The organism is Algoriphagus persicinus (assembly GCF_035156415.1).
GTDB classification, from domain to species: Bacteria; Bacteroidota; Bacteroidia; order Cytophagales; family Cyclobacteriaceae; genus Algoriphagus; species Algoriphagus persicinus.
In genome coordinates this window covers 180,762-196,079 of sequence record NZ_JAYEEY010000005.1, presented here as the reverse complement: position 1 = coordinate 196,079, position 15,318 = coordinate 180,762, and the positions used below count along the sequence as shown (strand labels likewise).

Sequence of the window (15,318 nt, the reverse complement as noted above, 5' to 3'; positions counted from 1 at the left end):
CGAGGTTAAAAATTAGTAAAATAAACGGGTAAGCGAATTTTAGCTTTCCCGTTTATTTATTTCCAATCGTGTTGACTATAAATTCAAAGTGGCTAAAAAAGCATTGGGAAGAGCTCCGTCATAGTGCTTTTGATACATTACTTTTCGCTCCAGCGCCGCAATTATCGCAGAGCCAAAATCCACTCCTTCAAGCCTATGCATGGCATTTATAGTGCCGGGACTATCAAGATTCAGCTCCATGATCTTATCCCCAACAATATCTATTCCAGCCAAAAACATTCCATCCTGCACCAATTTTGGACCCACAATCTCACACAATCTCCGAACATCGTCGGTAATTTCCGCATGGATTGCTTCTCCTCCCGTATGTAGGTTACTCCTAATATCATTGTTATTCACCCGGTTTACAGCTGCAGCTTTTCCGTTTATTTCGAGGATCTTTCCATTCATCATGAGCACCCGGATATCACCGTTTTTGGCTGCTGGTAAGTATTGCTGCGCAATCACAAAGCCATATCGATTGATCGTTTCCACGATTTGATTGAGATTTTTATCATTGTCAACCAAGAATACGTCTTTCCCTCCTGACCCTTGAAGCGGCTTTAGGATAATCTTCTTCTTTTCTTTCTTATAAAATTCCTTTATCTCATCTGCATCACGACTGATGATCGTTCTTGGTCTGACGGATTCCGGGAAATGCTGAAAATACATTTTATTGAAAGATGACATCAGTGCATAGGGATCGTTCACTACAAGCACACCATTTGCGCTAGCGATTTGACCGAAAACCATCCCCGCAGTCTGGGCCCAAGCTCTTTCGCCAAATTCCTCACAGGGATTGTTTCTCAAAAACAACACATCTAGATCATCTGATGAAATATGGATTCGCTCAGCTTGCGGACTGTGAATAGCTTCCATATATTTTTCCAAACTACGATTTTTTTTATTAGGAGCTCTGACTGCTATAGCGCCCATTTTACCATTTTCTAGATAACAAAGCTGTCCTACACTGATGATGAAAACCTCATGCTCACGGTGAACAGCTGCTGAAGATAACAGTGTTGTGCTATAGGCCCCAGTCTCGGTTTCTATTTGATTTACTACAAATCCAATTTTCATGTTCTGGTGGTTAGTGGTTAATTGACTAGTTCTGGTAAGCTGAGACCATTCATTAATTTTTGCAATCGCTCTTGGGCATAGTCTGTTTTAAGATAGCTTGGAACAAGCGGAGCTGGCTTTATAATATCACGAATGCGTAATTCCTGAATTAGAGGGATATGTTTGAAGCCAATTTTACCTACATAAAGTGGCTCTAATTCGCCGCCATCCCGCAAATAATTTATCAGTTTGATCAAGCCTCTGAGGTAAATTATGTCTTTGGTGCAGCCTCCGCCCTGATACGCTCTTGCTGTAATTTCAAAAGCTTGCTCTGGCAAAGCACTGTATTCTTGCGTGAGCGTATGATAGGTCTCTTCGAACGTCATTCCTTCTGTGACCGATCTACCTGCAATCACTCTTGCAGCAAGCGTTCGAAGTCTATTATTGGTGAGCCCGCCTACAAGATATTCTGCCAGGACAGCAAGGCCTTCCTGCAACTCATCATAATCAGCAAAACCGCTGCTCATTTGCCCAAAAGGCTGAATTTTTCCATTGTAAAATGTGAGAACATGGGTGCCAATTTCATGATGAACCAAGGCTTTGATTCGCTGGATAGGAACTTTAAAACTAGAACCTATGTATAGCTGGCCTTTGGAAACCAGCATCCCAACAATGTCATTCTTGACCTCCACTTTTGAGTCGAGCTCGGGATATATTTTTCTATAATGTTCTATTTCATCCATACAATATTTAGCCATATCATAAGGATCTATCCATTCTACCTCTTCATAACTATCTGAAGGAAGTGTTTTCAAAATAAGTTTCGCTGTCTCATGTAACTCTACCCCCGGAGAACTGTATAAACGGATACTGCTATACATAAAATTCTTCGTCCCCCTCTCTTTAAGCATTGTGATCTGCTTTTCAAGTTCTTCTCGCTTTTCAGTATAAAGAAATGAGAGTGTAGGATCCTCTATGGCCCTGATGTCAATCCGAAACAACTCCTCTTTCAGGCGATCTGGGTCAATGGGAAGATTCCGATAGAGAAACTTGGGATTTTTGCTATGCCGGTTTGCTATAAATTCCTCCTTAGCTTGCATAGTATTTATCGGCGAAATCAGTAATAAAAACTGGTACTTAGCCTCAATATCAGAGAGTTGTTTATCCACTTCCCAGACTTTTTTGTCTACCTCTGTGCTGCCTAATCGCTGATAATTGGGAATGTCGAACGAGGTTTGAACCCGTATAAATTCATATACTGCCTTTCGTAAGATATTAGAAAAAGCAAGCTTGAAGTCTTTAAAAACCAAATAGAAAAACTCCTTTCTGTTCTGATTTTGGAAGAAAGGAGGAATCTCCAGACCCATCAAATAAATGCCTGCTTCCTGGCATTGTTTCAAAGTGAGAAATTCTTCCAAATGGGAAGGGTGTCGTATAGTACTCTTCTCCACTCGGACAGTCAGGTCTTTTTGTTTGCAATATGCCTCAAGCCCATCTTGAAATGCTTTGACCGTATTGGGTGCTTTATCTTTCGCGGTTTTTAGTACAAACGATTTACTGTCGGGATTTCCTATCCACACCTCAAGAACCATCACAGATCCATATTCTTCAGACAGTTCTTTTGTCAACTCTTTTACTAAAATTGCTATATCCGAGTTGAAATCTGTACCCGAATCTGTGATGAGATAAGATGACTCAGTCCTCACAAGATTGGGGATCTTAAAATGATCTTGTTTTTGGTCCCTATAGATCAAAAGAAAAGGCAGTCTTCTCTCTATCCTTATACGGTTTTTACCCCCTAGTGAAAGATTGAGTACATTTCCCGTTATCAAGGCCTCCGTGAGTGCTTCCTTTGTCTTTTTGTCAATCATAACTTCTCCTCTTCGTCAGTGTTGCTATAGAAGTTGTTTTCTTCGTCTTCCAAACCTATTCTTTCTTGCTCATCGTCCAATTCGCTTCCAGGTACATCCAGCTCATTTCCCGTGAAATCAACTGCTTTCTTTCTCTCGATAAGTTGCTCATCGTCACCTCTGTCATCACTTAAATTCTCATATTTCAAACCTAGTGCTTGCATGTCTTCCTTAGTCACTTTGGCTTCTCGGATGAGTTCTTCAGTAGTTTTTTTGTTTGAGTCTTGTGTGTTTTCTGGCTTATTAGTGTTCCTAGCTTTTGCCTTGGTTGAAGGCAACATGGATGCCCTTTGACAGAAAAAAGTTTATAAAAAATCAAATTACCGCGAGAATGGGGATAACCCTGTTTTCTATCTATTCAAAAAATATTAAAGATCTTTCGCTCCTTATGCACACAATATTTATGCGCAGAAATGTTCCCAAGATGGGTAGATCTCCAGCTATTGATCTTGTGATACGGGATAAAAAAGCAGGTTACTATCCTTGTCTATTATTATATCAAATCCTTCAGCTGTCGTCCCGATTCTCCAAAATTGCTCCAGATTCACCAGCAAGCTATCTGAAGTCGACAAAGTCGAATGGTTGGTAAATGCGTAGGTTGATTTGTTTTCCAAAGCACTTGAGTCTATTGGCGAAAGTAGATTTTTATACAGAAATCCAATCGTTCCGTCTATGGTCTCGATCTGAACCCAATCTAACGTTGTTGCCTTGATGAGAACAGGTATGTTTACCATCAGTTTAGACACAACATCTGACTGTGTGGTCGGGCCATTTCTTAAATTCGCCTGAGATACATTCACTTTCATGACAGAAGGTAGTTGCTCATCTGGAAGCTCTGGAGCAAGTTCAAAATCGTTTTTTATCGCTGGGAAGGGATTAATAGCACCGCTTTTATAAATCCCGAAATGCAAATGCGGAGCTGTAGTTCGAGCATTGCCTGTATTTCCCACCAGCCCCAGCGTATCACCGGGATTCACCCGCTGCAAATTTCTTACTAGCTGGCTGTCTAAATGAGCAAAATAAAGATTCCAGTTTCGTTCACTATCCCTCATCCAAACTTGCTTACCTCCCAATCCCCGATCACGGACAGCTGTTACTACACCTGATACCGGAGCCAATACAGGTGTGCCACGAGCTGCAAAAATATCTACTCCCTCGTGGGATCTTCGACCGCCATCCCGCACATCACCCCAAACACTTTGAATAGCTCTACTATTTTCACCCTGAACCGGAAATACTGCATAAGTAGCTGTTCCATTTATTCTAACTTGAAAATTCCCCTCACCAAACAATTCCGGCTGAATTCGAAGCAGGTAATCTCCCGTCTGATTTGCTTCGACCTTCACAGAGTCATTTTGCGCAGCAAAGGACTTCATTTCCTTCCAGTCTGGTCCTGCCAGCAAATCCACAAATAATTTACTGCTGTCGCTAGCCTGCCAGTGAACCATTATATTGACGGAAGCTCCCTGCTCTAATTGGATTTTCCATGCTTCAGCATTGATACTTTTAGACTTAAAGCTTCCCTGGATAGCGATGGGAATTTCCAGTTGGGGAGCATTGAGTATCGCTTCATTGGCTGAGTTCAACCATTCCACCACAATTTTGTTAGAACTGATACCCGAGCTCTCAAGGGTATTCACATACTGGGTTCTAGCCGAGTTAGATTTAAATATCCGCAAAGGCCGGTTGTTGCATGAGCAAATGAAAACGCACAGTACGACATTAAGAGCGAATGTTGATTTCAAATTTCTCATGGTGACAGTTTAGTTTCCTTCTGAAGGTCGTGCCATAACTCAGGATTGTCAGTGATCAATTGAAATACATTCACACTGACCATACCGAAGACTATATGAGCTAAAAATAATGCGAGAAAGTAATGGAGTTGGGAGAATTTTGGCGGATTTGAGTGGAGCCTAATGTACCCCTTCCAAACCAAAATCGCCACTACTCCACTTATTGCCCCTATCAAAATAGAATCCTCTAAATTAATTTTGAAAATCCCCCAGTTCCAAAGAAGAAAATATGCAAATGATAAAAGCACTCCCACTCCAAAATGGGCTATAATGCCTACGATTAGAGCATTCTTACTTGGTGAGGAATAATTACACTCTCCCACAAGGATATTTCCCAATATATGAATCACTTGGGTATAGTGCTTACTTAAATAAGAATATAGATACATGGTCAAAGTCATGGCAAGTGTACCTACGATTCCAGAAACGACCGTGATAAAGAAATGTCTGATATCCATAACTTGAGCAGGTTAAAATAATGCAGGCAAATCGCTGTTGATTTGCCTGTATGCTGGTTAAACTGGAATTTGCTTAGCGTCTTCACGCTCCCAGATTCTATGCTTTTCTAGTGCCGTTATGTAATCTTGAGGACTTTCATCTATAAGAATACCTTTTGGTTTTGGGTTTTTGGAGGCATACGTTTTGCCCCAAAGTTTTTGAGCATCCTCACTGATGGCAATGAACTTGAAATGCTTGTAACTTTCATCAACAAAACGAATAATAGAAGAGTCAGCACTCAATGCATCTATACTTTTGGCTCCTCCAGGCACTACAACTCCATCAAAAAGGACTGAAGAAGTTGTTAAAATGCTATGATCAACCTTGATTTTATCCCCGTTGCTACCAGAGATCATCCCTGAGTGCAGACTAATAACTTTTGCTTCTGCACCTTCTTTTTTGAAGGCATCCTTATAAGAATTAAGAGAAACTTCATCTACGCCGTCATTGGCAAGTATGGCTATTACTCTTCCTTTAATACCTTTTCCAGGTGACGCCATTAGGCTCAGCTTCGGTGACTTATCAATTGATTTTTTGACTTCAGTCGGCTGATAGTCTTTTGGATCGGCATCTGCCGAAAAGCTGTGATTTAGAGGTTCCTTAGGTTTAGTGATTGGATCTATACCCAATCCTTCCGCCACACCTTTTGCCAACTCATTATTTACAAAAGTTAGCATGCCGACCATTCGCTCTCTAATCCCCTCATTCATCACCTTACCGAGCTCGAAACAAAGAGCCTCTTTAATATGTTCTTGCTCTACTTTCGTCTGGCTTTCAAAGAAGAGCTTTGCCTGACTGAAATGATCCATGAAGCTCGTGCTGCGTGTTCTGATTTTGTACCCCTCTATTCTCTCATGGTGAGAAGTGAATCCGCCTTCTGCCATCTTTGCTTGAAAAGGACATCCACCTCCAATGCTATTTGGATGGTAGCTACTTTGACCTTTGTTAATTGTCTGACGCGCGATACCGCCACGTTGGTTATTATGCACCGGAGCGATAGATCTGTTTATAGGGATTTCATGGAAATTAGGACCTCCCAATCTAGAAAGTTGAGTATCCGTGTAGGAAAATAATCGCCCTTGGAGCAACGGGTCATTGGTGAAATCAATACCAGGAACTACATGCCCCGGATGAAAAGCGACCTGTTCTGTCTCTGCAAAGAAATTTTCAGGATTTCGATTCAACACCATTTTCCCTATAAGCTGTATAGGTACCAATTCTTCAGGAATTAGTTTGGTAGGATCTAGCAGATCAAAGTCGAATTTGTGTTCATCCTTTTCTTCTACGATCTGTACACCAAATTCCCACTCGGGAAAATTGCCGTTTTCTATAGCATTCCATAAGTCTCTTCTGTGAAAATCCGGATCCTGTCCTGAGATTTTCTGGGCTTCATCCCAAGTGACCGAATGAGTTCCAGCGACAGGTTTCCAGTGGAATTTCACAAAAAATGATTCGTCTTGCTCATTCACAAATCTGTATGTATGAACTCCAAAACCTTCCATCATGCTCAAACTTCGTGGAATAGCCCGGTCACTCATAACCCACATGATCATGTGCATACTCTCCGGAATCAATGATATAAAATCCCAAAATGTGTCATGCGCAGATGCCGCCTGAGGTATTTCATTATGCTGCTCTGGCTTCACTGCATGTACGAAGTCTGGGAATTTCAAAGCATCCTGGATAAAGAATACAGGCATATTATTGCCTACCAGATCATAATTCCCTTCTTCAGTGTAGAATTTCACGGCAAAGCCTCTAACGTCTCTAGCCAAATCAGTAGATCCTTTAAACCCAGCTACGGTGCTAAACCTAGTAAAAACAGGTGTTGTCTTGCCCTTTTGACTAAGAAATCCTGCCTTAGTAAACTCAGATAAATCTCCGTACGATTCAAAATATCCATGTGCACCTGATCCTCGGGCATGGACGATCCGCTCAGGAATCCTCTCATGATCGAAGTGGGTCATCTTCTCTCTGAAATGAAAGTCCTCCAAAAGTGTAGGACCTCTTTCTCCAGCAAGAAGCGAATTTTGATCATCATTGATTTTCAACCCTTGGTTAGTGGTCATCGCTTCCCCGATGCCATCCTCCATATTCATATAGAGGTCATCGATCTTCGGATTTTCAGCGTTCTTTTCAGGTTTTCCTTTTTCAGTCATTGTAGAGTTTTTTTAGTGGTTGGATCATCCAAAACCTCTAAAAACATTCCAAGCACAGGAATGAAATAAATAGCGAACAGGGTAATACTTTATCTATCTCGTGGATAATTTGCAGAAAAGCATGAATCGATGGCAAAAACCTCTATAAGGTAATTCTAAACAATCTTAAATTGTGGAATAAGAATTTCATAATCTATTTCGCTCGGCTCAAAAAAAATGTTTTTTCTCTATTCACTAAATTTCACTAGAAGGACTACAACAAAAAATGTCTTATAAATTCCTCAGAGTGAGGATAAAAATCTAATTCTTAATGGATAATCGATAGTATCAAAAAAGAAAAAAGATGATGCAAGAGTTAGAAATCCTATCCTCCTCACATCATCCTGTCAGCATATCTTTTAATCAACTTATTTTCTCTTGCCTTCTTGGTCGAAGGTGAAAGTCTGATCTGGGTCATCTTTCATTCTGAATTCAAGCTCGTAATAGATGATATTATTTTCAGTAAATCTTCCTTTTACCAAAATATTATTTGAATGTATATCATATTTTTTCTGTCACAGCTATTAATTCTTGGGGAAAGTTGATCGAGTCATTAGGCAGGATAATTACCAGGATATGCGTGCCATCCGTCAATCTCATGCTGGAGTCAGTTCCAGCGTTCATTTTTTCATTGATCGAAGTGGACTCATCTACTTCCATAGTACCATCATCTGTGATACTTTCGTCTTCCATTTTTTCTGTGCTATCATCACTGAGGATAATGCCAATCCAAGTACAGCTAATTAATTTTTCATGTGTTTATAATTGTTTTGCAAAGGTCATATGGAATCTAGCATGATTTATAAGCATACCTCACTGTGACTCTTTAGTCATGCTCAATTTCATATTGTGTTGATTTAACTGAATAGGTTGATGCTCCTTACCAAAACAAAATCCAACTTAAGTATTTGTCAGAGCCCTTTATAACCTACAAATCTTATTTTCGGGCTAATAGAACTTAAAAGAGTTTTGGTAAATTATGGCTTTCCCTATTTTGTGGAATTATCCTCTAGGTCTCTTTTATACAAAATGCTCTATTTACTCAATTTATCCCATAACTTTCCTCCCCACTTACTGAAGAAATTCTCCTCATCTGCACCTTCTACATCTTCTTCTCCCAAGGCATAGCCAAGTGGTTTAAGTACAGGAGTTGCATCAAAAATTATTTTTGCAATACCTACAATTGGTATACTTAACACCATTCCGACGATACCCCATATCGAACCACCCAGGATCACCACAACGATAGTTACAAGAGGATTGATATCCACTTTGCTTCCCACTACATAGGGCTCTAGAATGTAGCTTTCTACAAATTGAGCTACTCCAAAAGTCAACGACACTCCAATCAATGCCCAAAGTTCTGCGCCTGCAAATACAGCCATTATTAGAGATAATCCATACCCAATAATATTTCCAATAAATGGTACAAGAGATAAAAAAGCAGCAATTACACTGATCAAAATGGCATTTTCAATTCCGGATATTGACAATCCAATGCTGTAAATAATGGCCAGAAATACAATTAGGATGAATCTTCCGACGATAAAATTTACACCAAGCTCAATAGAGTGATTCATTACCTCTTCTGCCTCTCTGAGGTTTTCTTTGCTGAAAAACTTTAGAATGGAGCGCTTCACTTTATTTCTGTATAGCAGCAAAAAGAACAGGTAGACCAACGTAAGGGCGGCACTTGAAATAAAGCTAAAGAAATTCATTACGATCATCCCGATTTCTTCCGAAGCATTTGAAACAAGTTTTTCAGTAGATGACTGACCCGAGGTGGGCTCATCAGATGCTTCCTTTGCTTCTTGCGAGTTTTCATTAGGACTTTGAGTTTCTCCAGAATTTCCTGGAGAGTTAAACATGCCAGTTTGTTGCTCTATATCTATTCCTGTTTTTTCGATAATGGTCTGCTGAACTTCCTCCACTTTTGGCTGCATTTTTTTCTTTATCTCCGGCCAGCGTTCTGAGATATTCGCTACCTGAGCTGACAAAATCACAAAAAATGAGATGAATACCAGGAAGGTTAAAATCACACTTAAAAAAGCTGAAAAGCCTCGGGGGAGCTTCCAGCTTTCGAGCTTTCTGCACAGCGGTATGCAAATCAAAGTCAATAGTATGGCGATAACCATAGGCTTGAGAAAGCCAGCAGCCTCAATGGTTCCCAGGATAAAAAAGTATGTTCCTAGCACCAAGAGTGTAAGGATGAATAGGATTTCTTTTGATTTCATTTCGTTGATTTAAGACTGAATTAAGCCTAAAGACTCACTATTTTCGAAGTGGCATGGCAAATTTAAATTGCCCTATACGTAATTCCCCAGAAAACAGTCACTAAAAGTGGTAGTGTAGTTTTAATACGCATAGTTGGGTAAGGTTTGTTTTCTACCTTAAATAAAGATCAATCATATAGCCAAAAAATCAAATGAGCAAATTAATGCCACAAAGGTCACTTTCAGGGGTTAATCGATATAAAAACCCGTACCGGCGTAGGGGGCATGTGAAAAATTATTCTCAATTCGGGTAGCTACCCATTTAGTCTTTGAAGTGCTTTTTCTATACTGATTTCATTACCGAGCACTTCTTTAAAAAGGTTCGGATGCTTTTTAAGCCTATCCATAATCGTAAAAATTGTGAAGTCATTTTTATAGGATGCAACCATACAGGCTCTCTTCCATTTAAATTAATTTTCTCTGCAAAAGAAGATTTTGGCTGTTTGATCTTCACAAACTGGGAGATTAACTCCTTTTGCAAAGCAATGGAAAAACCAGTTCCGCAATTGCCAACGTAAACAAGTTCATCTTTTTTTCGCAAGCCTAGAATCAACAAGCCAAAAGGGCTACTTTCTGACTTAGTATAGCCACATATGATAGTTTCAATGCTCTCCTGCGTTTTAAATTTAACCCAGTCTTCTGAGCGGGCTTCAGAGTAATAGAATGAGGGCAGTCTGTCCGTCAATATGATGGTCTGGTAAAGCCATCTGAAGACCCTATGGGTAGAAAATTTTTTTGGTTTACCGAAGTACCTCTGGAACCTGCCGAAGAAGGCACCGATAGATACGCCATCGAAAACAATCTGGTATCACTCACACCATAAGGCTGGATCTGACGGATGAATCACAACTCGTGAAACTTTCGGGGATGAATATTTTTAAAGATCGATAATCAATTGAAATTGAGTGGGTGGGGTAAATAATTCCTAGATGTTGTACAGAATTCTACAATTATGAGAAGATCTACTTCATACGCACTTCCTTTCAATTTTATGCTTTTAGCAATTCTAAAATTTAAATTTTAGTCAGAAAAAAATCTCCACACGCATAGTAAAAGTCACCTTATGCCAGATCTAACCTCAGTTAGAGAATAATCAGATCCTCTTCTGGACTACCTACTTCCAGGATCCCGAATCAACAAACTGAAATAAATATTTACCAAGGTAACCAAAGAAATATTACAGGTTCGGTTTTAGTAGTCTGAAAGACAAAGCCAACCAACTCTTATGACAACCCCACATCAACCCTACTTTTCAAGAATTTTGGATACAGTTGGGCATACTCCTTTAATTAGATTAAACAGACTATTTCCAAAAAGTCAACAAAAGATTTTTGCAAAAATGGAATCCTTCAATCCCGGGGGAAGTATCAAAGACCGCACATCGCTACAACTTATCACCCATGCGATGGAAAACGGGAAATTAAATAAAGGAGATACAGTAGTGGAATCCAGCTCTGGGAATATGGCTGTTGGATTAGCCCAAACTTGCAAATATTTCGGTCTAAAATTAGAAGTAGTAGTAGATCCAATGGTAAATGGCCAGAATATTAAAATTATTAAAGCCTATGGAGGCAAAATAAATTTTGTCCAATCCCCTGCCACAGAAGGAGGATATTTACAAGCCCGGCTGGATAAAGTTCAAGAAATATTGGCTTCCAATCCCAGAAGCATCTGGACCAATCAATATGGAAATCCTCAAAACCCTGCCGCTCACTGGCAGACTATGCATGAAATAATCAAGGATCTAGGCAAGCCACCAGATTACCTTTTTGCAGCCACCAGTACGTGTGGGACATTGATGGGCTGTGCTGAATATATTAAAAAGAACGACCTGAAAACAAAAGTGATCGCAGTAGATGCTGTGGGCAGTGTAATATTCGGAACTGCGCCGGGAGATAGAAAAATCCCCGGACATGGAGCCAGTAGGAAATCACAGTTTCTACGGAGAGAATCAATTTACGATGTAGTCCATGTCAATGACCAAGAATGTGTCACAGGATGTCATAGACTTCTTGATTCTGAAGCGATACTATGTGGTGGATCCTCTGGCGCAGTAGTCTCGGCTGTGCAAAAGCTAGCTCCAATTTTCCCAGATGGAGCCACCATCGCCATGATTTTATGCGACAGGGGAGAGAGATATCTTGATACAATCTATAATGAGGATTGGGTAAAAGAAAATTTTACCCAGCTTGAAAAAGTTCTGGTCTAACTATTATCCAGTTTGTCACTAAAAAACCATCAAATGACCGAAAAGACTATTACAAAAAGAATCGCTATAGTCGGCTTAGGGCCAAAAGGTCTCTATGGACTAGAGCGATTGCTAGCTAATCTAGCGCTTCTGGAAAAATCTAGTCCCGTAGAGATCCATCTATTCAACAAATCAGATTCTTTCGGTGCTGGAGATATTTACCATCCAGCCCAGCCGTCTTACCTATTGATGAACTATGTAAATGGCTACATCAACATGTGGTCTGAGCAAAATCCAAAACCCATAGTTCCAGAACCAAAATCATTTATCGATTGGTTGCAAAATCACTCGGAAGAATTTCCAGATGCAAATGCTTTTTCTTTTTCATCACGTAGCATGGTGGGCAAATATCTTTCAGAAGGATTTGAAGAACTTTTGAATGCATGTCCACCAGGTGTCTCTATCCTAAAGCACGTTGGCGATGTGTTGGATATTCAGAAAGATGAGGAGAACTACAATGTCGTATTCAGAAATTCTGTCACTAGGTCAAACAGAGAATTCCAAGGCTTTCAACATATTCTTATAGCGTCTGGACACCCATGTGTCAATGATCCAGAGGCTCTTTCTCAGCCTCATCATGTAGATTTCATTTACCCTGTTGATCAGCGCCTTGGACATATTCCTGCGGGAACAAAAGTTGCGATCAAAGGCATGGGATTAACCTTCATTGATGCTGTATTGGCTCTTACGGAAGGAAAAAAAGGGCGGTTTGAAGAGAGTGCAAATGGAAATATTTCCTACATTAAATCCGGCTTGGAGCCAAAAATTATTTATCCTTTTTCAAAGTCTGGTTTACCGATGATTCCGCGAGGAAATACATTCAGCACGACCGCTCATAAGCCAGTTTATTTTCGTGAAGAGTCATTTGAGTATATAGATCCCTTGCATGGAAAATACGATTTCGAGCGGCAGCTTTTGCCATTAATTGAACAGGAATTTACGACACTATTTTATAGCAAAAAGTTTAGCGAAAGGGGTCACGAGCTTTTACTCTACAAAGATTTCACTCAGGTAGAATCACAGATTGAAAGCTTCCACGAACAGTATCCCGAAGTTGAACGCTTCAATTTCCATACGTTTTTAGAAGAACCACTTTCAGACGCGACATTACACGCACGTACACTGGAATTTATTCAGGAAGGTATTCTCGAAGCAGAGATAGGCGTAGAAAATAGCGCATTTGCTGCCACAGCTGACCTGTGGAGACATTTGAGTGATTTTTTCAATGAGCTCTATAAATTCGGCGGACTAAAACCACAATCCCAAAAGATTTTCTTAGAAAAATATGCAGGCCATTTAAATAGAATTTCCTACGGGCCACCGATTGAAAACATGAGAAAAATACTGGCGGTAGCGGAAGCAGGAATTATTGATTTCTCTTTCTCGAAAAATCCACAAGTTTCTATATCCAATTCGTTTTCCCTGACTAACAACGGGACGGAGGTTGCAGTTGCTGACTATTTGGTGGATGCCAGAATTCCGAAGATACAACTTCACCATTGTGCAGGAGAATTGTATGAAAACCTACTGGAGGCTCAGGTCATATTTCCATATGTCAATAGACAAGAGGGGTGCCTTGACTTCAGACCAGGTTGTCTTGCAATCAATGAAAAAGGCCATCCTGTGGATGATTCCGGCCTTGCAAACGAAGCAATTACCTTCGTAGGCACGCCCACCGAAGGACTTACATACGATAATGACACGCTTTCCAGAAAAAGAAATGATTTCGTGAGTGGCTGGGCAAAAGATTTGATGGAAACCATGCTCTCCTTTCAGCAAGAATCCCAATTCAACCCTACCTATAGATGATGGAAAACTCACCTAAACTGACACCTATTACATCTCTATGGATGCACCAACTCATGGAGGAAACGACCGTTTTGAACGAACTCTTTCACAAGTATGGATCTCCTATTAACATTCACCACCCCGACTCTATGGAGGAAAATTACAATTCCTATCAGAAAGTCTTTGAAGAGTTTGATCTCAAGCATAAAATTTTCTTTGCCAGAAAAGCCAACAAGACCAAAGCAGTAGTACAAAAAGCTTACGCTCTGGGAATGGGAATAGATACCGCAAGCTTGCAAGAATATACCCAATGCCTTGACATGGCGATTCCTGCTTCAGAATTGATCGTAACAGCTGCGGTGAAAAACAGGAAATTGGTAGAAAAAGCGGTTCACTATAGCAGTTTACTCATCTTGGACAATGAAGACGAGTGTGAGCTAGTACAGACAGTTGCTGAAGAGCAAAACAAGAAGGCCAGAATTGGCTTTCGCTTAAGTGGATTTTTTATAAATGAAAAAAAGCTATTTAGTAGGTTTGGATTTGACCTATTGACGATTGATGAGTTTGTTACTTCCAATTTTATTGACTCAGATAAATACAACCTATTGGAATACAAAGGATTACATTTTCACTTAAATGGTTATTCTATCGAAGAAAGGGAATATGCCTTAGCTCAATGCCTGGCATTTTCGCAGCTCCTCTCAAAGAAGGGGTTGAAAACAGATTTTATAGATATAGGGGGAGGAATCCTCATGAATTACTTAAAGAATGAGTCGGAGTGGGTTTATTTCAACCAACAGCTCCGCAAAGCAATCAGTAAAAAAACCAGGGAGATTACTTATAAAAACAAAGGACTGGGATTGAAAGTACAAGGTGATGTCTTGCATGGCAAACTAAAAACCTATCCATTCTGGAGTACCGTCACCAAAGGAGATTCTCTACGCAAAATTCTTTCTCATAGAACCCATTCAGGAGAAAGTCTAGCAGAACTTGCCCAAAAACTTAACATAGAAATCCGGATGGAGCCAGGTAGGTCACTCTTAGATCAAGTAGGATTAACTATCGCTAAAGTAGCTTTTCGTAAACAGGACTCTAAAGACAACTGGCTAGTAGGATTGGAAATGAATATGACGCAGATGCTGAGTGGAAGTGCTGATTTTCTACTCGATCCTTTCGTCCTTTACCAAGAAGACTTGGAAGGAGATCCCGTGGAAGTGTATTTTACAGGAGCTTATTGTCTGGAGCGGGATATCTTGCTGAAACGAAAAATAGCCTTATCGAAGCTCCCCAAAGTAGGGGACTTGGTGGTGTTCGTCAATACGGCAGGGTACATGATGCATTTTTTCGAGTCGAGCGCTCATCTATTCCCTTTAGCTACCAATCTAATCTGGAATCGGAATACAGAAAATGGTAAAATAAATTCAGCTCATTTTCAAAATGATGAAACCATCTAAATAGTACTCAAAGGATAGTGAGTCCAATCGACAAAGGCTGGAAAATTTACTCTCACAA

The 15,318-nt window shown here is 40.1% G+C and carries 12 protein-coding genes; 3 read left to right on the top strand and 9 right to left on the bottom strand.

Going from position 1 to position 15,318, the window contains the following annotated elements:
• Nucleotides 1-75: 75 nt before the first annotated feature.
• From U3A58_RS06130 to U3A58_RS21775, 9 genes are all read right to left on the bottom strand, one after another.
• A complete protein-coding gene (locus tag U3A58_RS06130; RefSeq protein ID WP_323822522.1) occupies nucleotides 76-1,119 on the bottom strand; it encodes an ATP-grasp domain-containing protein in 1,044 nt (347 codons plus the stop codon).
• Nucleotides 1,120-1,136: 17 nt separating this feature from the next.
• Nucleotides 1,137-2,969, bottom strand: coding sequence for a flavohemoglobin expression-modulating QEGLA motif protein (locus U3A58_RS06125; protein WP_323822521.1), 1,833 nt, complete (start codon nucleotides 2,967-2,969; stop codon nucleotides 1,137-1,139).
• Nucleotides 2,966-3,289 carry a hypothetical protein gene (locus tag U3A58_RS06120; protein WP_323822520.1) on the bottom strand — a complete coding sequence of 108 codons (324 nt, stop codon included), beginning with the start codon at nucleotides 3,287-3,289 and terminating at the stop codon, nucleotides 2,966-2,968. The genes U3A58_RS06125 and U3A58_RS06120 overlap by 4 nt, the downstream gene beginning before the upstream one ends.
• Nucleotides 3,290-3,448: 159 nt before the next feature.
• On the bottom strand, nucleotides 3,449-4,648 hold the full coding sequence (locus U3A58_RS06115) for a peptidoglycan DD-metalloendopeptidase family protein (RefSeq protein WP_323822519.1): 1,200 nt from the start codon (nucleotides 4,646-4,648) through the stop codon (nucleotides 3,449-3,451).
• Between the two features lie 110 nt (nucleotides 4,649-4,758).
• Complete coding sequence (locus tag U3A58_RS06110) at nucleotides 4,759-5,259, bottom strand: DUF6789 family protein (RefSeq protein ID WP_323822518.1); 501 nt, start codon at nucleotides 5,257-5,259, stop codon at nucleotides 4,759-4,761.
• A 57-nt stretch (nucleotides 5,260-5,316) separates the two neighbouring features.
• Complete coding sequence (locus U3A58_RS06105) at nucleotides 5,317-7,458, bottom strand: catalase (RefSeq protein WP_323822517.1); 2,142 nt, start codon at nucleotides 7,456-7,458, stop codon at nucleotides 5,317-5,319.
• Nucleotides 7,459-7,998: 540 nt separating this feature from the next.
• Nucleotides 7,999-8,190 carry a hypothetical protein gene (locus tag U3A58_RS06100; protein WP_323822516.1) on the bottom strand — a complete coding sequence of 64 codons (192 nt, stop codon included), beginning with the start codon at nucleotides 8,188-8,190 and terminating at the stop codon, nucleotides 7,999-8,001.
• Between the two features lie 341 nt (nucleotides 8,191-8,531).
• Nucleotides 8,532-9,731, bottom strand: coding sequence for an AI-2E family transporter (locus tag U3A58_RS06095; RefSeq protein ID WP_323822515.1), 1,200 nt, complete (start codon nucleotides 9,729-9,731; stop codon nucleotides 8,532-8,534).
• 322 nt (nucleotides 9,732-10,053) lie between these two features.
• The gene (locus U3A58_RS21775) at nucleotides 10,054-10,326 is read right to left on the bottom strand and encodes an ATP dependent DNA ligase (RefSeq protein ID WP_416377286.1); all 273 of its coding nucleotides are present in this window, start codon (nucleotides 10,324-10,326) and stop codon (nucleotides 10,054-10,056) included.
• A gap of 669 nt (nucleotides 10,327-10,995) precedes the next feature.
• Between U3A58_RS21775 and sbnA the strand changes: the two genes are divergently transcribed.
• The 3 genes from sbnA to U3A58_RS06080 are packed head-to-tail and all read left to right on the top strand — an operon-like array spanning nucleotide 10,996 to nucleotide 15,260.
• Nucleotides 10,996-11,979: a 2,3-diaminopropionate biosynthesis protein SbnA gene (gene sbnA, locus U3A58_RS06090; protein WP_323822514.1), complete on the top strand. Its 984-nt coding sequence runs from the start codon at nucleotides 10,996-10,998 to the stop codon at nucleotides 11,977-11,979.
• 33 nt (nucleotides 11,980-12,012) lie between these two features.
• Nucleotides 12,013-13,827: an FAD/NAD(P)-binding protein gene (locus U3A58_RS06085; protein WP_323822513.1), complete on the top strand. Its 1,815-nt coding sequence runs from the start codon at nucleotides 12,013-12,015 to the stop codon at nucleotides 13,825-13,827.
• The gene (locus U3A58_RS06080; RefSeq protein WP_323822512.1) at nucleotides 13,824-15,260 is read left to right on the top strand and encodes a type III PLP-dependent enzyme domain-containing protein; all 1,437 of its coding nucleotides are present in this window, start codon (nucleotides 13,824-13,826) and stop codon (nucleotides 15,258-15,260) included. The genes U3A58_RS06085 and U3A58_RS06080 overlap by 4 nt, the downstream gene beginning before the upstream one ends.
• The last annotated feature ends 58 nt before the right edge of the window (nucleotides 15,261-15,318 follow it).